At 71.2% G+C, this 17,730-nt stretch carries 14 protein-coding genes; 5 read left to right on the plus strand and 9 right to left on the minus strand.

What is annotated here, in order from left to right:
* Positions 1-55 precede the first annotated feature (55 nt).
* Together ACFV46_RS15655 and ACFV46_RS15660 are read right to left on the minus strand one after the other, a co-directional pair.
* Positions 56-940, minus strand: coding sequence for an NUDIX hydrolase (locus ACFV46_RS15655; RefSeq protein ID WP_385498555.1), 885 nt, complete (start codon positions 938-940; stop codon positions 56-58).
* Positions 941-1,271: 331 nt separating this feature from the next.
* Positions 1,272-1,946 (minus strand): Crp/Fnr family transcriptional regulator, encoded by a 675-nt coding sequence (locus ACFV46_RS15660; RefSeq protein ID WP_015658871.1) that lies wholly within the window; start codon positions 1,944-1,946, stop codon positions 1,272-1,274.
* 274 nt (positions 1,947-2,220) lie between these two features.
* Between ACFV46_RS15660 and nth the strand changes: the two genes are divergently transcribed.
* The 3 genes from nth (at position 2,221) to ACFV46_RS15675 (ending at position 5,190) form a co-directional block, all read left to right on the plus strand.
* Positions 2,221-3,117, plus strand: coding sequence for an endonuclease III (gene nth, locus ACFV46_RS15665; RefSeq protein ID WP_361931573.1), 897 nt, complete (start codon positions 2,221-2,223; stop codon positions 3,115-3,117).
* A gap of 70 nt (positions 3,118-3,187) precedes the next feature.
* A complete protein-coding gene (locus tag ACFV46_RS15670) occupies positions 3,188-3,883 on the plus strand; it encodes a CoA pyrophosphatase (protein WP_361931570.1) in 696 nt (231 codons plus the stop codon).
* A 107-nt stretch (positions 3,884-3,990) separates the two neighbouring features.
* Entirely contained in the window at positions 3,991-5,190 is a 1,200-nt protein-coding gene (locus ACFV46_RS15675) for a MarP family serine protease (RefSeq protein ID WP_361931567.1), read from the plus strand.
* A gap of 41 nt (positions 5,191-5,231) precedes the next feature.
* On the opposite strand, the gene ACFV46_RS15680 is transcribed toward ACFV46_RS15675, so the two are convergent.
* The 6 genes from ACFV46_RS15680 to ACFV46_RS15705 all read right to left on the minus strand — a co-directional run bounded on the left by ACFV46_RS15680 (position 5,232) and on the right by ACFV46_RS15705 (position 13,719).
* A complete protein-coding gene (locus ACFV46_RS15680) occupies positions 5,232-5,414 on the minus strand; it encodes a hypothetical protein (protein ID WP_079033903.1) in 183 nt (60 codons plus the stop codon).
* A 130-nt stretch (positions 5,415-5,544) separates the two neighbouring features.
* Positions 5,545-6,480 carry an alpha/beta hydrolase gene (locus ACFV46_RS15685; protein ID WP_361931563.1) on the minus strand — a complete coding sequence of 312 codons (936 nt, stop codon included), beginning with the start codon at positions 6,478-6,480 and terminating at the stop codon, positions 5,545-5,547.
* Positions 6,477-6,974 carry a phage holin family protein gene (locus ACFV46_RS15690; protein ID WP_283287452.1) on the minus strand — a complete coding sequence of 166 codons (498 nt, stop codon included), beginning with the start codon at positions 6,972-6,974 and terminating at the stop codon, positions 6,477-6,479. The genes ACFV46_RS15685 and ACFV46_RS15690 overlap by 4 nt, the downstream gene beginning before the upstream one ends.
* 77 nt (positions 6,975-7,051) lie before the next feature.
* Entirely contained in the window at positions 7,052-8,491 is a 1,440-nt protein-coding gene (nhaA, locus tag ACFV46_RS15695; protein ID WP_385498557.1) for a Na+/H+ antiporter NhaA, read from the minus strand.
* A gap of 237 nt (positions 8,492-8,728) precedes the next feature.
* Entirely contained in the window at positions 8,729-10,684 is a 1,956-nt protein-coding gene (gene acs / locus ACFV46_RS15700) for an acetate--CoA ligase (protein ID WP_361931557.1), read from the minus strand.
* A 449-nt stretch (positions 10,685-11,133) separates the two neighbouring features.
* Positions 11,134-13,719 carry a SulP family inorganic anion transporter gene (locus tag ACFV46_RS15705; RefSeq protein ID WP_385498558.1) on the minus strand — a complete coding sequence of 862 codons (2,586 nt, stop codon included), beginning with the start codon at positions 13,717-13,719 and terminating at the stop codon, positions 11,134-11,136.
* A gap of 292 nt (positions 13,720-14,011) precedes the next feature.
* Between ACFV46_RS15705 and ACFV46_RS15710 the strand changes: the two genes are divergently transcribed.
* On the plus strand, positions 14,012-15,376 hold the full coding sequence (locus ACFV46_RS15710; protein WP_385498559.1) for a hypothetical protein: 1,365 nt from the start codon (positions 14,012-14,014) through the stop codon (positions 15,374-15,376).
* Positions 15,377-15,497: 121 nt separating this feature from the next.
* On the opposite strand, the gene ACFV46_RS15715 is transcribed toward ACFV46_RS15710, so the two are convergent.
* Positions 15,498-16,508 carry an ATP-binding protein gene (locus ACFV46_RS15715; protein WP_385498560.1) on the minus strand — a complete coding sequence of 337 codons (1,011 nt, stop codon included), beginning with the start codon at positions 16,506-16,508 and terminating at the stop codon, positions 15,498-15,500.
* Between the two features lie 145 nt (positions 16,509-16,653).
* On the opposite strand from ACFV46_RS15715, the gene ACFV46_RS15720 reads away from it, so the two are divergent.
* Complete coding sequence (locus ACFV46_RS15720) at positions 16,654-17,478, plus strand: oxidoreductase (protein WP_376729196.1); 825 nt, start codon at positions 16,654-16,656, stop codon at positions 17,476-17,478.
* Positions 17,479-17,730 lie beyond the last annotated feature (252 nt).

Raw genomic sequence — 17,730 nt, forward strand, 5'->3', positions numbered from 1 at the left:
TGGGCGGGGGCGGTTGCGTGCGCGGTTGCGGGTTCGGGGGCGTGCGCGGTCGCGGTCATGCGGGTGCTCCGCCGGTCGGGATGTGCTTGGTGAACTCGTCGTGGCCGGGCCAGGCGAGCACGATCTCGCCGTTCACGAGGCCGGCCTGCGCGAGGACGGCCGTGAGGTCGCGGTCGGGGGCGGCGGCCAGGGCCTCGGCGGCGGTGCCGTACGGGATGAGCTGGCGCAGGGTCGCGATGGTGGGCGGCATCATCAGCAGCTCGCCCCTGTCGTACCCGGCGGCGGCCTCGGCGGGGCGGATCCACACGGTGCGGTCGGCCTCGGTGGAGGCGTTGCGCGTGCGCTGGCCTTCCGGGAGGGCGGCGACGAAGAACCAGGTGTCGTAGCGGCGGGGCTCGAACTCCGGGGTGATCCAGCGGGTCCACGCGCCGAGGAGGTCGGAGCGCAGGACCAGGCCGCGGCGGTCCAGGAACTCGGCGAACGACAGGTCGCGGGCGACCAGGGCGGCGCGGTCCGCCTCCCAGTCGTCGCCCGTGGTGTCGCCGACGACGGTGTCCTCGGTGGGGCCGGCGAGCAGGACGCCCGCCTCCTCGTAGGTCTCGCGGACCGCCGCGCAGACGATCGCCTGGGCCGTGGCCTCCTCGACGCGCAGGCGGGAGGACCACCACGCGCGCGTGGGGCCCGCCCAGCGGATCTCGTGCTCGTCGCGGGGGTCGACGCCGCCGCCGGGATAGGCGTAGGCGCCGGCGGCGAAGGCCATCGACGTACGACGGCGGAGCATGTGGACGAGCGGGCCGGTGGGGGCCTGCTGTGGTGCGGCCGCGTCCTTGAGCAGCATCACCGTGGCGGCGCGTCTGGGGGTGACCGGGGTGAGGCTTCCTTCCGCGAGCGCGCGGATGCGGTCCGGCCACTCCGGTGGGTACCACTGCCCGTTTGCCATGGGCGCGAGGCTATCTCTTGACGCGCGGATGTTCGAGGGGGGTCTGGGAGTGGCGGTGGGGGGGTGAGGTGCGGGTTTGTGCCTGCGGCGGCTCCCGCGCGGGGCTGGGGGTGCGCCTAGCGCCTGCGGCAGGGGGTGGGGCGGGGCCGTGCCGAGGGGTGTCCGTCCTCGGTCCGGCGGCTCTGCGTGTTTTGGAGGGGCCGTACGTTGACGCCGGCCGCTGCGGGCGGACACCCCCCGGCACGTCCCCTCCCGCCGTACGCGGGTTCCCGGCCGGATATGCAGCGGGGTCCCGCCTCGGTGGGAAGCGGGACCCCGGTCTGCGGCTTTGTCAGCGGGAGCGCTTGGCCAGGCGTTCCACGTCCAGGAGGATCACCGCGCGCGCCTCCAGACGGAGCCAGCCGCGCTGGGCGAAGTCGGCCAGGGCCTTGTTGACCGTCTCGCGCGAGGCGCCGACCAGCTGGGCCAGCTCCTCCTGCGTGAGGTCGTGCACGACGTGGATGCCCTCCTCGGACTGCACGCCGAAGCGGCGGGAGAGGTCGAGCAGGGCGCGGGCCACGCGGCCGGGGACGTCCGAGAAGACGAGGTCGGACATCGCGTCGTTGGTGCGCCGGAGGCGGCGGGCGACGGCGCGCAGGAGCGCGGTGGCCACCTCGGGGCGGGCGTTCAGCCAGGGCTGGAGGTCGCCGTGGCCGAGGCCGAGCAGCTTGACCTCGGTCAGCGCGGTGGCGGTCGCCGTGCGCGGGCCCGGGTCGAACAGGGAGAGCTCGCCGATGAGCTCTCCGGGGCCGACGACGGCGAGCATGTTCTCGCGGCCGTCGGGGGACGTGCGGTGAAGCTTGACCTTGCCCTCGGTGACGACATAGAGCCGGTCGCCCGGGTCGCCCTCGTGGAAGAGGGAGTCGCCCCGTGCGAGCGTCACCTCACTCATGGAGGCGCGCAGTTCCGCGGACTGCTCGTCGTCGAGAGCCGCGAAGAGCGGATTGCGCCGCAGAACGTCGTCCACGAGTTCTCTCCTTGTCGACCTGCTCAGGGGGTCGATTCCCCCGCGTGCCAGGGGACCGTGTTCCCCATTTTGCCGGACGGTCCAAACAGTGTGATCTGTCACAAGGATGCCGCACACATGTCCTGAGGTAAGCGGCAGGGGTCCAATTGGGCGCCGATCTTCGCGGTCCAGGGCGGATGTCGGTGCCGGGCTTTAGGCTGGCCGAGTGTCCAAATCGCCGGTGAGAGCACAGGCCAAGGGGGCTGGGCGGGTGGTTGATCGTCATGATTCCGCTGTGGGCGAACAGGCCCCTGGGGGAGGGAAGGGAGCAGCGCGAACGGCCAAGAAGGCGCCGGGCGGAGCCGCCGTACGTGGCAGGAAGGCGGCCGTGAAGGGTGCCGCTGCCCCCACGGGGGAGGGCGCGTCTCGTACGGCCTTGGTGCGGAGGGCTCGGCGGATCAACCGGGAGCTTGCCGAGGTCTATCCGTACGCCCATCCCGAGCTGGACTTCGAGAATCCCTTCCAGCTCCTCGTCGCGACCGTTCTGTCCGCTCAGACCACCGATCTGCGCGTCAACCAGACGACACCGGCGCTTTTCGCCAAGTACCCCGGCCCCGAGGACCTGGCCGCCGCCAATCCGGAGGAGGTCGAGGAGATCCTGCGTCCCTGCGGTTTCTTCCGGGCCAAGACCCGGTCGGTGATGGGACTGTCCAAGGCGCTCGTGGAGGACTACGGCGGGGAGGTTCCGGGGCGCCTGGAAGACCTGGTCAAGCTGCCCGGTGTCGGGCGGAAGACTGCTTTCGTGGTGCTGGGGAACGCGTTCGGGCGGCCCGGGATCACCGTCGACACCCACTTCCAGCGGCTGGTGCGGCGCTGGCAGTGGACCGAGCAGACCGATCCCGACAAGATCGAGGCCGAGGTCGGTTCACTGTTTCCCAAGAGTGACTGGACGGATCTGTCGCATCATGTGATCTGGCATGGCCGTCGCATTTGTCATGCTCGTAAGCCCGCGTGCGGCGCCTGTCCCATCGCTCCTCTGTGTCCGGCGTACGGGGAGGGCGAGACCGATCCGGAGAAGGCGCAAAAGCTGCTGAAGTACGAGAAGGGCGGCTTCCCCGGGCAGCGGCTGAAGCCGCCGCAGGCCTATCTGGACGCGGGAGGCAAGCCGGCTCCGCCCCTGGGGGCCGCGTGACGTGGTGCGGGTGTGCGGAACGATCCGGAGGGCGTCCCGCGTTGAAGCAGGCAGGACGACGGGGGTGGCGATGGCGCGGGTGAGCGGTACGCAGGGCGGCCCGGTGGTGCTCAGCAAGGACGGGCTGCCGGGCTGGCTGGAGCCGGTGGCGCGGGTCGTCGACACCGTCGAGCCGTTGCAGCTGAGCCGCTTCCTGCCGCCGAAGGACGGGGCCGGGCGCCAGTCGGCCGTACTGATCCTGTTCGGGGAGGGCGAGCGCGGGCCCGAGCTGCTGCTCATGGAGCGGGCCAGCTCCCTGCGGTCGCATGCCGGGCAGCCGTCGTTCCCGGGTGGTGCGCTCGATCCCGAGGACGGCGATCCAGGGACTGAGGGGCCGCTGCGGGCCGCCTTGCGTGAGGCGGAGGAGGAGACCGGTCTCGATCCGAGCGGGGTGCAGCTCTTCGGGGTGCTGCCGCGGCTGTACATCCCGGTCAGCGGGTTCGTCGTCACCCCGGTGCTGGGCTGGTGGCGGGAGCCGAGCCCGGTCGGCGTCGTCGACCCGAACGAGACCGCCCGCGTCTTCACCGTCCCCGTGGCGGATCTCACGAATCCGGACAACCGTGCCACCACGGTCCACCCCAGCGGCCATCGAGGTCCGGCATTTCTGGTCGAATCCGCCCTGGTGTGGGGGTTCACGGCCGGTGTCATCGACCGGTTGCTCCATTTCTCCGGCTGGGAGCGGCCCTGGGACCGGGGGAAGCAGGTCCCGCTCGACTGGCGGTCATGACAGGGTGTCTGCGGTGCTGTGCCGTCCCGGGGGCCCGCGTGTCCGCAATGCCGCCGGGTCCACGGCCGACCTGATGGGCGAAGAATGATGAGGCGAGGCTAGAACCGGTGAACGTGCTGGACATCCTGTTGCTGGTCGCCGCCGTCTGGTTCGCGATCGTCGGCTACCGCCAGGGCTTCGTCGTCGGCATCCTGTCGGTGATCGGCTTCCTCGGGGGCGGTCTCGTGGCCGTGTACCTCCTTCCGGTCATCTGGGACGCGCTCACCGACAACGCCGAGGTGAGCACCACCGCGGCCGTCGTCGCCGTCATCGTCGTGATCGTCTGCGCCTCCATCGGGCAGGCGCTGACGACCCATCTCGGCAACAAGCTGCGCCGCTACATCACCTGGTCCCCGGCCCGCGCGCTGGACGCGACCGGCGGCGCCCTCGTCAACGTCGTGGCGATGCTCCTCGTGGCCTGGCTGATCGGCTCGGCCCTCGCCGGGACGACGCTGCCGACGCTCGGCAAGGAGGTCCGCGGCTCCAAGGTGCTGCTGGGTGTGTCACGGGCGCTGCCCGACCAGGCCGACACCTGGTTCGCGGACTTCTCCTCCGTCCTCGCGCAGAACGGCTTCCCGCAGGTCTTCAGCCCGTTCGCGAACGAGCCGATCACCGAGGTCCAGCCGCCCGACCCGGCGCTCGCGAAGAGCCCGGTGGCCACCCGCGCGCAGCGCTCCATCGTCAAGGTCGTGGGGACGGCGACGAGTTGCGGCAAGGTCCTGGAGGGCACCGGCTTCGTCTTCTCCGAGCGCCGTGTCATGACCAACGCGCACGTCGTCGGCGGCGTCGACGAACCCACCGTCCAGATAGGCGGTGAGGGCCGGCGGTACGACGCGACGGTCGTCCTGTACGACTGGAAGCGCGACATCGCCGTCCTGGACGTGCCCGATCTCGAGGCGCCCGCCCTGCGGTTCACGGCCGACGACGCCGAGAGCGGCGACGGCGCGATCATCGCGGGCTTCCCGGAGAACGGCGCGTACGACGTACGGGCCGCACGGGTGCGAGGGCGTCTGCCGGCGAACGGGCCGGACATCTACCACCGCGGCACCGTCAGCCGGGACGTCTACTCGCTGTACACGACCGTGCGCCAGGGCAACTCCGGCGGGCCGCTGCTCACCCCCAAGGGCAAGGTGTACGGCGTGGTGTTCGCCAAGTCCCTCGACGACGCGGACACCGGTTACGCGCTGACCGCGGACGAGATCCGGGAGGACATCGTCAAGGGGCGTACCGCCGACCAGCAGGTGGACAGCGACAGCTGCGCGCTGTGAGTCCGGTGCCGGTGTCGTCGAGGGAGTGAGGGTGCCGCCCGTCAGCCGCGCGGGTGGCGCAGGCGTACCGAGACCCAGCGGGCCCGGCGGCGGAGGATGCGCGGAATCCCCACCCGGGGGTCCGCGACCGGCATCTGCGGGGCGCTGCCTCGCTGGTGGGAGCTCAGCCCGCCGGCCGAGCGCCGATTGCGTGCCGCGTCACTGTAGTCGTGCGTCCAGCCCATACCCCGACGTCTGCCCCCGCCCCAAGGTCGATAACCGCGCCGGGAGACCCCAATTGGCCTATGCGCGAGGCAATTGGCTGTTCGAAGAACAGGTGTTCAGTTCCGGATAACGGGCGGGCCGGCGGCCCGGTCACCGGTCGGGCTCGGGGTCCTTCAGCCAGTTGATGAGTTCGGTGGAGAAGGCGACCGGGTCCTCCTCGTGCGGGAAGTGCCCGAGACCGTCGAACAGGCGCCAGCGGTACGGCGCTTCGACGTACTCGCCCGAACCCGCCGCGCTGCGCGTGCGCATCACCGGGTCGAGGGAGCCGTGCAGATGGAGCGTGGGCACCCGGACCGGCCGCTTCATCCGGCGGTTGAACTGGATGCCGTCCGGACGGGCCAGCGAGCGCACCATCCAGCGGTACGGCTCGATCGAGCAGTGCGCGGTGGACGGGATGCAGATCGCCTTCCGGTACGTCTCCACCGCGTCGTCGTCCGGCAGGCGCGGGCCCGACCAGTCCCGGATCAGCCGGCCGACCAGCGCCCCGTCGTCGGCGGTCAGCTGACGCTCGGGGATCCAGGGCCGCTGGAAGCCCCAGACGTAGGAGCCCGCGCCGGTCTGCTTCACGTCCGAGAGCATCGCCGAACGCCAGCGCCGGGGGTGCGGCATGGACGCGACCGCGAGCCGGCGCACCAGCTTGGGGCGCATCACGGCCGCCGTCCAGGCCAGATAGCCGCCCAGGTCGTGTCCGACCAGCGCGGCGTCCGGCTCCCCGAGCGAGCGGACCACTCCGGTGATGTCGAGGGCGAGGTTGGCCGGGTCGTAGCCGCGCGGCGTACGGTCGCTGCCGCCCACGCCGCGCAGGTCCATCGCCACGGCACGGAACCCCGCGTCGGCGAGTGCGACGAGCTGGTGCCGCCACGCCCACCAGAACTGCGGGAAGCCGTGCAGCAGCATGACCAGGGGGCCGTCGCCCATCTCGGCGATGTGGAAGCGCGCGCCGTTCGCCGCGACGTCCCGGTGCGTCCAGGGGCCGTCGAGCCGTACGACCGAGCCGGGTTGTGCCGAAGGGGCGGGATCCGTCATGACGACGAGCGTGCCACAGCCTCGATGGCGGCGGGTGCCCGGTCCTCCAGCTCGGCCGCGGGAACCGGCCGCGGGTGCGGCTTGGCGTTCTGCAGGACGCCCGCCGTCTCCTTCATCGACGACGCGACCTTCTGCGGGCCCTTGCCCTTCTTGGCCTTCTTCGCGAAGACGACGCCGATCAGCGCGAGCACCACCGCGACGAGGACGTTGGCGGCGAAGGACAGCAGGAAGCAGAGCGCGAGGTTCCAGTCGCTCCAGGTCCTGATGCCGTACGCCAGGGCGAAGTTCAGCATCGGCAGCGAGAACACCAGCACCGCGCCCGCCAGCGAGAACGCCCCGCCGCTCGTCGCGCCGCGCTTGACGTCCTGCTTGAGCTGCGCCTTGGCCAGCGCGATCTCGTCATGCACCAGCGCCGACAATTCGGTCGTCGCCGAGGCGAACAGCTGGCCGATGCTGCGTTCGGCGCCGACCGGGCTGCCGTCGGGTGCGCTCATCGCGGTCTCCCTCGTAGTCACGGTTCCGTCTTCCGCCTGACCGAGTACGGTTCCGTCTTTTGTACCGTCCCGTCAGATCATGCCCGACGGTGCCCCTCATCGCCTGCCCTGCCCACCCCTTCGGCAACCGCGTGGCGCGCGGCGGCCTTCTCCTCGGCGAGCCGGCGGTGCTCGGCGGCCTTGCGTTCGTGCAGGGCGGCCATGCGCAGGTGGTAGTCGGGGTCGTCCTGCTCGTAGATGTCCGGCACCCCGGAGGCGTCCTCGTCGCGCTCCTCCTCCTCGCACATCCGCCGGTACTTGGCGTTCCGTATCTTCAGCAGCACGGTCGCCAGCACCGCCGCGATCAGGGAGCCGAGGAGGACGGACGCCTTCACCTCGTCCGTGAGGGCGGCGTCGCCCGCGAAGGCGAGCTCGTCGATCAGCAGCGAGACCGTGAAGCCGATCCCGGCGAGGGTCGCCACCGCGAAGAGGTCCGCCCACGCCAGGTCGTCGCTGAGGGAGGCCCGGGTGAAGCGGGCCGTCAGCCAGGTCCCGCCGAAGATGCCCACGGTCTTGCCGACGACGAGCCCGAGCAGCACCCCGAGCGTCTCCGGCTGGGTGAACACGTCGCGCAGCGCGCCCCCCGAGACCACGACCCCGGCGCTGAACAGCGCGAACAGCGGCACGGCCAGGCCCGCCGACAACGGTCGTACGAGATGCTCGATGTGCTCGCCGGGGGACTCCTCCTCGCCCTCGCGCGGGGTGCAGCGCAGCATCAGGCCCATCGCGACACCGGCGATGGTGGCGTGGATGCCGCTGTTGTACATCAGCCCCCAGATGACGACGGCGAGCGGCACGTACACGTACCAGCCGCGCACGCCCTTGCGCAGCAGCAGCCAGAAGACGACCAGGCCCGCGACGGCACCGCCGAGCGCGGCGAAGTTCAGCTGCTCGGTGAAGAACAGCGCGATGATCAGGATGGCGAAGAGGTCGTCGACGACGGCGAGGGTCAGCAGGAAGGCGCGCAACGCGCTCGGCAGCGAGGTGCCGATGACCGCGAGGACGGCCAGCGCGAACGCGATGTCGGTCGCCGTCGGCACGGCCCAGCCCGCCGTCGAACCGCCGCCGGTCACCACGGTCAGCATGTACACGAGGGCCGGTGCCGCCATGCCGCACAGGGCCGCGACGACCGGCAGGACGGCCTTGCTCGGGTCCTTCAGATCGCCGGCGACCAGTTCGCGCTTGAGCTCGATCCCGGCGACGAAGAAGAAGATCGCGAGGAGCCCGTCGGCCGCCCAGTGCTCGACGGACAGATTCAGGCCCAGCGCCTCGGGACCGAAGTGATAGTGCCCGACGGTCTCGTAACTGTGCTGCAGCGCCGGAATGTTCGCCCACAGTAGGGCGGCGATCGCTGCGACGAGGAGCAGGACACCGCCGACGGTCTCGGTGCGCAGCGCGTCCGCCACGAAGTTCCGCTCGGGCAGCGACAGCCGTCCGAAGGCCTTGCGGGTGGGAGCGGGGGGAGGGGACGCGGCCACGGGGGATTACCTCCGGTCGATGGGCATGGCGGAGCACATGCCGACCAGACTTCCCGGCGCACCTATGAACGTTTTCGCTGTGTTCAGCCTACTCACGGGTGCACGGGGGTGCACCCGGGTCTCATCGTACGAGCGGGCCTCGTCGACGAACGGGCCTCCTCGTACGAACGCCCAGGGCACCCGGCGCACGGGGCGCCGGGTGCCCTGGGGACGTCGTGGGGCGTGGCGGTGGTGTGCTCAGTCCTCGCTGGACGACGTCGGCAGCTTCGCCTGGATGAGGTCCATGACGGTCGAGTCGGTCAGCGTGGTCACATCACCGAGCTGACGGTTCTCGGCGACGTCCCGCAGCAGACGGCGCATGATCTTGCCGGAGCGGGTCTTCGGCAGCTCCGCCACCGGCAGGATCCGCTTCGGCTTGGCGATCGGGCCGAGGGTGGCGCCGACGTGGTTGCGCAGCTCGGCGACCAGGTCCTCGGTCTCGGCGGCCGTGCCGCGCAGGATGACGAAGGCCACGATGGCCTGACCGGTGGTCTCGTCGGCGGCGCCGACGACGGCCGCCTCGGCGACCGACGGGTGGGAAACCAGCGCCGACTCCACCTCGGTGGTGGAGATGTTGTGCCCGGACACCAGCATCACGTCGTCGACCCGGCCGAGGAGCCAGATGTCGCCGTCGTCGTCCTTCTTCGCACCGTCACCGGCGAAGTACCTGCCCTCGAACCGGGACCAGTACGTGTCGATGAACCGCTGGTCGTCGCCCCAGATGGTGCGCAGCATCGACGGCCACGGCTCGGTGAGGACCAGGTAGCCGCCTCCGCCGTTGGGCACCTCGTTCGCCTCGTCGTCCACGACGGTCGCGGAGATGCCGGGCAGCGGCCGCTGGGCCGACCCGGGCTTGGCCTCGGTCACACCGGGCAGCGGCGAGATCATCATGGCGCCGGTCTCGGTCTGCCACCAGGTGTCGACGACCGGGGTGGTGTCGGCGCCGATGTTCTTGCGGTACCAGATCCACGCCTCGGGATTGATCGGCTCGCCCACCGAGCCCAGGACGCGCAGCGAGGACAGGTCGAACTTCGCGGGGATGTCGTCGCCCCACTTCATGAACGTCCGGATCGCCGTCGGCGCCGTGTAGAGGATCGTCACCCCGTACTTCTGCACGATCTCCCAGAAGCGGCCCTGGTGCGGGGTGTCCGGCGTGCCCTCGTACATGACCTGCGTCGCGCCGTTCGCCAGCGGCCCGTAGACGATGTACGAGTGACCGGTGACCCAGCCGACGTCCGCGGTGCACCAGTAGACGTCGGTCTCCGGCTTGAGGTCGAAGACGGCGTGGTGGGTGTAGGCGGTCTGGGTGAGGTAGCCGCCGGAGGTGTGCAGGATGCCCTTGGGCTTACCGGTCGTGCCGGACGTGTAGAGGATGAAGAGCGGCTGCTCGGCGCCGAACGCCTCCGGGGTGTGCTCGGCGGACTGCCGGTCGACGACCTCGTGCCACCACACGTCACGGCTGTCGTCCCAGGCCACGTCCTGGCCGGTGCGGCGGACCACGAGCACGTGCTCGACGTTGTCCACCTTGGAGACCGCCTCGTCCACGGCGGGCTTGAGCGCGGACGGCTTGCCGCGCCGGTAGCCACCGTCGGAGGTGATGACGACCTTGGCGTCGGCGTCCTGGATGCGGGTGGCGAGCGCGTCGGCGGAGAAGCCGCCGAAGACGACCGAGTGCGCGGCGCCGATGCGCGCGCACGCCAGCATCGCGACGGCCGTCTCGGGGATCATCGGCATGTAGACGGCGACCCGGTCGCCCTTGCGCACGCCCAGCTCCAGCAGCGCGTTGGCCGCCTTGGAGACCTCGTCCTTGAGCTCGGCATAGGTGATGGCGCGGCTGTCGCCGGGCTCGCCCTCGAAGTGGATGGCCACCCGGTCGCCGTGGCCGGCCTCGACGTGCCGGTCCACGCAGTTGTAGGCGACGTTGAGCTCGCCGTCCTTGAACCACTTGGCGAACGGCGGGTTCGACCAGTCCAGGGTCTCGGTCGGCTCCTTGGCCCAGGTCAGGCGGCGGGCCTGCTCGGCCCAGAAGCCGAGCCTGTCAGCCTTGGCCTGTTCATACGCCTCCGCCGTGACGTTGGCGTTGGCAGCCAGGTCGGCGGGGGGTGCGAACCTGCGCTCTTCCTTGAGCAGGTTGGCCAGGCTTTCGTTGCTCACGACATCTCCCTTTCCCAGGGTGTCCGTTGTGTCCCAGGCCACAGCTCATCAGACCCGAGGGCCCGCTGACAAGGGTCGACGGATAATTGGTTTAGACCTGTCTGCGGCCGGGTGCACACCTGCTGTCGGCGCCGGGGGTCATCCGTTCCCACGGACGCCGTAGGCACGCGGTTCAGGTATGTAATCCCTTTCACACTCCGACGGCGGGGCCTGTGCGGACTCCCGTACGAGTCGCCCGGATGGCCCCGGCCCCAGGGGCGGCGCGATATGTCGCCGGGGGCGTGCTGCCGTTCGGCGAGCGCCTGACGTCGTTGGTCGGGTGGGGGATCTCGCCCGTCGTGAGCGGGGCGCCGTCTGTCCTCCCGCGCGTGGGGCCCGCCTGGCCGGCGCGGCCCCGCGCTCCGGTGCGGGGCCGCGCTCGGGTGCGGGGCCGCGGGGCTTCCGCAGGATCAGGCCGACAGGTCGGCCACCCCCACGTGGTCGAACACCTCGTCCTCCCCGCCCTCGGCCAGCAGGTACGCCTGGGCCTCACCGACGTGGAAGTACATCCCGTGCAGCTCCAGCTCTCCCGCCCGCAGGGCCCGGCTCACCGAGTCGTGGGCGCGCAGATGCTCCAACTGCTGGATCACATTGGTCAGGCAGAGCTGCTCGACAGCGTCGGCCGCCGCCCGCCCGGCGAGTCTGGCCGTGGGCCGGCTGCCGTCGGCCATCCGGGCGACGCTCGGTCCGCCGTGCCGCAGCCATCTGCGGAGCGGGGTCTCCACCGTGTCCTGCCCGGAGGCGAGCAGGGCCTGCATGGCCCCGCACCCGGAGTGCCCGCACACCGTGATGGACCGCACCCGCAGCACGTCCACCGCGTACTCGATCGCGGCGGCCACCGAGTCGTCCCCGCTCTCCTCGCCGGGCGGCGGGACGAGATTTCCGACGTTGCGGACGACGAACAGGTCCCCGGGTCCGCTGCTGGTGATCATCGAGGTGACCAGCCGCGAGTCCGCGCAGGTGAGGAACAGCTGCAAGGGCTGCTGTCCCTCCCGCGCCAGCCGCGCCAGCTCGCCCCGCACGAGCGGCGCGGTGTTGCGCTGGAACGCGCTGATGCCTCGGGCGAGTTGCCGGCCGGTGCCGGTGCCGGTGCCGGTGCCGGTGCCGGTGGCTGTACTGGTGCCGGTGGCTGTGCCGGTGGTGCCGGTCGTTTCGGTCCCCTCGGCGGCCGGGTCGCCGGGGGCGAGAGGGGTCGTCGGGCCCGTGAGCGTCCCCGCTGCGGCGGCGAGTGGGGTGAGTCCGTCGGTCGGGGTGGAGGGCTCGGTGTCCTCCGGTGCAGGTCCGTCGCCCGTGGTGCCGGGGCTGGTCGGGCGGCCGTCGGAGGTGCCCGTCTCCGGGATGGCGCACTGGTGGTTGCGCCATGGCGTCCACGGGTGGCAGCGGCAGCCGGACGTGTCGGGGGTGCCCGGTCCGCCGTCCAGGTGGAGACCGGCTGCTCCGGTCGGTTCCCCGATCCGTACGCCGGCGCGGCGGCCGACCAGTTCGACGGTGCCTCCGTGCGCCGCCTGGGTGCTCTGCCAGTCCTGCAGGGACTCGTACGCCGCGTGGTCCATGAAGGAGCCGTCCAACTCCACGACGGCGTGGGCGCCTTGCGGGACCAGGTGCAGGGTCCGGCTGAGCCGGGGCACCGCGAGGAACGTCAACTGGCCTCGGACACGGACGTGATGGACTCCTTCCTGCTCGTGGTGGGTGATCCGGGTGCGGGTGAGGCGGTGCAGGGCGACGCCGACCGCCATGCCGATCCCCAGCGTCACGCCTTCGAGGACGCCGAGGAAGACCACGCCGAGGGTGGTGACGGCGTAGACGAGCACTTCTCGGTGGCGGGTCACCGTGCGGATGTGGTGCAGGGACACCATCTGGATGCCGACGGCCATCACCAGGGCGGCGAGCGAGGCGAGCGGGATGAGCTCGAGGATCGGGACCATCAGCAGCGCGGCGATCACTACGAGAACGCCGTGCAGCATCGTGGAGTTCCGGCTGACGGCACCCGCGTTCACATTCGCCGTGCTGCGGACCGCCACTCCGGCGATGGGGAGGCCGCCGAGGGCGCCGGAGACGACGTTGGCGGCGCCCTGGCCGAGCAGTTCGCGATCGAGGTCGGCGCGGCGGACGCGGGCGGACAGCTCGGGCCGGGCGGCGACCAGCTTGTCCACGGCGACCGCGCCGAGCAGCGACTGCACGCTGCACACCAGCGTGATCGTGAGCACGGCGGCGATCAGGCCGAGCACGGGGCCTTCGGGGAGGCCGGCCAGGGCGTGGCTGCTCCAGGACGGCAGGTCCACCTTGGGCAGGCTGAACCCGAGGAGTGCCGCGCAGGCGGTGGCCCCGGTGACGGCGACCAGGGGCGCGGGCACGGTCCGCAGGATGCGTCCGGCTCGGCCGGGGAGGCGCGGCCAGGCCAGCAGCAGCGCGAGGGTCAGCGCGCTCACCGCGAGCGCGGCGGTCTGCACCTGGGCCAGCTGGGCCGGCAGGTCCCGCAGGTTGAGCAGGACCGAGCTGTGCGGGGTGCCGCCGAGGACGATGTGCAGCTGCGCCACGGCGATGGTGACGCCGATGCCGGCGAGCATGCCGTGCACGATGGCCGGGCTGACGGCGAGGGCGGTGCGCGCCACGCGGAGGAGGCCGAGACCGAGCTGGGCGAGTCCGGCGAGGACGGTAATGGCGCAGGTCGTACGCCATCCGTAGCGCTGGATCAGCTCGGCGGTCACGACGGTGAGTCCGGCGGCGGGGCCGCTGACCTGGAGGGGGGCGCCGCCGAGCCGTCCGACGACGACTCCGCCGACGGCGGCGGCCACGAGGCCGGCCTGGAGGGGGGCGCCGGTGGCGAGGGCGATGCCCAGGGAGAGGGGGAGGGCGATCAGGAAGACCGCGATGGACGCCGATACGTCGGCGCCGCTGAGGCGGGGGCCGCGGGGCCGGGCCGGCGGGCTGTGGGGCTCATGGCTGTGCTCCTTTCGGTCGGCGTCGTCATGGCGTGTGGGGGTGCAGGCTGACATGTTCCCGTCTCCTCCGGGGCAGCGCGGTCGCGGATCGTGTGGGCTCCTGGCGGTGCGCCAGGGGTCTGTCGCGGCCGTGTGGGCACGGCGTACAGCGGCGGGTGGTGACAGTCGGTAAACGAATCGTAATGGAGAGTAAAGACAGGGAATAGAGTGTCCGAGCAAATGGACTAATAAATCGCTCTGGAGGGTGAAGCGAGCGATTAGTCGGCTTGTCGTATTAATTCCACCTTCGACCCGTGCGATCTTGGCGGCGCCGCCGGACCCGAGAGAAGGAAGAAGGTGGAGGGACATGGCCGCCACCCGCAGGACCGCTCCTCACCGCGCTACCGCCGCAGCCGCCAGGTCGGCCACACCCCGCAGACGCACCCCACCGCACCGATCCGCCGGGCATCGCAGGATCGCCGCGGGGACCGCGATCGCCGCCGTCTGCGCGGCATCGCTCGCGGGATGCTCGATCGGTTCCGACCCGGACGGGCAGGCCGCGCCCGGACCGCAGAAGCAGAAGCCGGTGGCTCCCGCCCCGAAGAGCGCGATCCGCCTGATCGGCGACGGCTCCACGGCGTACACCGGCGCTCAGCCTCATCTGCCCCGGCCGGAACGGCTGAAGCCGGGCCAGAAGCCGCCGCAGTTCGTTGTGTTCTCGTGGGACGGCGCCGGTGAGGACAGCCAGAAGCTGTTCTCCCATTTCCGCAAGGTCGCCAAGGCCAACAACGCGACCATGACGTACTTCCTCAGCGGTGTGTACATGCTGCCGGAGGACAAGCGCGACCTGTACCGGCCGCCGCAGCATTCACCGGGCCGCTCCGACATCGGCTTCAACGACCAGGAGGGGATCGCCGACACCGTGCGGCAGCTGCGCCTCGCGTGGCTGGAGGGCAACGAGATCGGCACCCACTTCAACGGGCACTTCTGCGGCAAGGGCGGCGGCGTCGGCGAGTGGTCCGTGAAGGAGTGGAAGGAGGAGATCAGCCAGGCCAAGAGGTTCGTGAAGTCCTGGAAGACCAACACCGGGATGGCACAGGCGGACCCCCTGCCCTTCGACTACGACAAGGAACTCATCGGCGCCCGCACGCCCTGCCTGGAAGGCCGCTCGAACTTCGTGAAGGCCGCCCGGGAGATGGGCTTCCGCTACGACTCCAGCGGCGTCAACAACCAGCTCTGGCCCACGAAGAAGGACGGCATGTGGGACCTGTCGATGCAGCTGGTGCCGTTCCCGGGGCACTCCTACGAACAGCTCACCATGGACTACAACTTCATGGTCAACCAGTCCGGCACCAAGACTCAGGGCGACCCCGCCAAGCACGAGTTCTGGGGCGACCAGATGCGGGACGGGCTGCTCATGGGCTTCCAGCGGGCATACCACGGCAACCGCGCCCCCCTGATCATCGGCAACCACTTCGAGTCCTGGAACGGCGGCACCTACATGCGTGCCGTCGAGGAGGTCGTCGAAGCCGTCTGCAACAAGCCCGATGTGCGCTGCGTGTCCTTCCGACAGCTCGCCGACTGGCTCGACGCCCAGGACCCCGCGACCCTGCGCGAACTGCGCACGCTGAGCGTCGGCGAGGCCCCGAAGCAGGGCTGGGCGTCCTTCCTGTCGGGCAGTGGGGCCCCGGCCCCGAAGGGAGTGCCGGGCGCGCCGCCGGCCGGACGGTAGGACCCCGGCCGCCCCGCCCCGCCCAAACAGCGGGGCGGGACCGGACGGGCGGGCCGGCGGGTCGGGCCGTCGGGCAGGCGGTGGATCAGGCCGTGGTGCAGACGGTGGATCAGCCGGTGGATCAGGCGGTGGGGGACAGCGAGGAGTCCGCCTCGGAGAACGCGACGAGGTGCTCACCGAGCACGAACCCGGGGTCGATCTGCGCGGCCAGATCGGCCCCGGTGCGCTCGTTCCCCCAGGACTGGGCGTTCCTCAGGTGGAAGTGCACCATCTGGCGGGTGTAGCGCTCCCAGTCCCGCAGTTCGTACGTCGCGTCCGCTGCCGTCCGCAGACGGCGCAGAGCCGTGTGGTTGGCGTCCTCCAGGAGCTCGAAACGCGGCGGGCGGCCCTTCTCCATGGCCCGCACCCAGTCCGAGTGCTCGACAGTCACCAGCAGGTCGTCCCCGACCTCGGCGCGCAGGAAGTCCAGGTCGTCCTGCCCCTGGACCTTGTTCCCGACGACCTTGAGGACGACTCCGTAGTCGCGGGCGTAGTCCCGGTACTGGCGGTAGACGGAGACCCCCTTCCGGGTCGGCTCGGCGACGAGGAACGTGACGTCGAAGCGGGTGAACATCCCGGAGGCGAAGGAGTCCGAGCCCGCCGTCATGTCGACCACGACGTACTCGTCGCGGCCGTCCACGAGGTGGTTCAGGAACAGCTCCACCGCTCCCGTCTTGGAGTGGTAGCAGGCGACTCCGAGGTCGGAGTCGGTGAAAGGGCCGGTGACCATCAAACGGACGGCGCCGCCGTCGAGTTCCACCGGCCGGGCGCAGGCGTCGTACACCGGATTCGGCTCGCGCACCCGCAGCAGGCGCGACCCCTCGCCCGGTGGCGTCGTCTTGATCATCGTGGCGGCGGACGCGATGCGCGGGTTGTGGCCGCGCAGGTAGTCCTTGATCAGCGGCAGCCGCTCGCCCATGGCGGGGACCGCCGCGGCTTCCCTCTCGTCGAGACCGAGCGCGGCTCCGAGGTGCTGGTTGATGTCGGCGTCGATGGCGACGACCGGCGCTCCGGCCGCCGCCAGATGGCGGATGAACAGGGAGGACAGCGTCGTCTTTCCGCTGCCGCCCTTCCCGACGAAAGCAATTTTCATGTTCACCAAGAGTAGTCGGACGATAGCTGTACGTGGCATGCGTGGCGCAAAGGCCACCCGATCGAGGGGTGGCGGCCGTCGCCTCGCGCGCGGGAGGCCGGACGGGGTGGCGGCCGCAGCGGGGGCGGCGCGTAATGTCGTACTCATGAGTACGACAGGCGCGTCCGCCGATCCGCTCGCGGCCCTCGGGTCGCTCCCCGGTGTGCCCGAGGCCGTGGAGTCGGTGCGCAAGGCAGTCGACCGGGTGTACGGGCACCGGATCATGCGGCGCCGCAGCAACGAGATCACGTCCGAGGCGGCCCTGCGTGGCGCCCGTGGCTCCGCGGCGCTGTCCGGGGCGGACTGGGCGCTCGAGGAGGTGCGCCGGCGGACCGACTTCAGCGGTGACGACGAGGCGCGCGTGATGGGCGCGGCCCTGCGGCTCACCGCCGAGGCCGGCCAACTGCTGTCCATCTGGCGTCAGTCGCCGCTGCGGGTGCTGGCCCGGCTGCACCTGGTCGCCGCGGCGGAGGGCGACCAGCGGGTCGGACGGCCGCGGCAGGAGGGCGAGGCGGTCGACGAACCGCTGATCGAGCTGCCTCTGCCGAGCGCCGCGGAGGCGCACGGACGGCTGGAGGGCCTGGCCGAGCTGATCATCGCGGGCGGATCGGCGCCCGCGCTGGTGACGGCGGCCGTCGTGCACGGGGAGCTGCTCGCGCTGCGCCCCTTCACCTCCCACAACGGCCTGGTCGCGCGTACGGCCGAACGGGTCGTCCTGGTCGGCAGCGGGCTCGACCCGAAGTCGGTGTGCGCGGCCGAGGTGGGGCATGCCGAGCTGGGCCGTGCGGCCTATCTGGCGGCGCTCGACGGCTATGTCTCCGGCACGCCCGAGGGCATGGCGGCCTGGATCGCCCACTGCGGCAAGGCGGTCGAGCTGGGCGCGCGCGAGTCGACGGCGGTCTGTGAGGCGCTTCAGCGCGGAGCCGCGTGAGCGGCCTTTCGCCGCGTGGCGCGACGCGAATTCCGTGGACCGTGTGAGCTGCGGCGAACCCGCACAACGAAATGCGGCGGTACGAAGATTCGTACCGCCGCTGGCATGTCCATCGGGTTACCAGGCGTCCTCGATATGTTGCCCATCAGGTCGGGAACTTTGCCCGTCACCTGGTGCGGCTGGCCCGTAATCGACGGGTCGACGTCGCGTGGGTGCCCGATGTCCATGCTCGGTCCGTGGGGCCAATATGCG

Source organism: Streptomyces sp. NPDC059852, from assembly GCF_042731455.1.
In the GTDB taxonomy this organism is placed as follows: Bacteria; Actinomycetota; Actinomycetes; order Streptomycetales; family Streptomycetaceae; genus Streptomyces.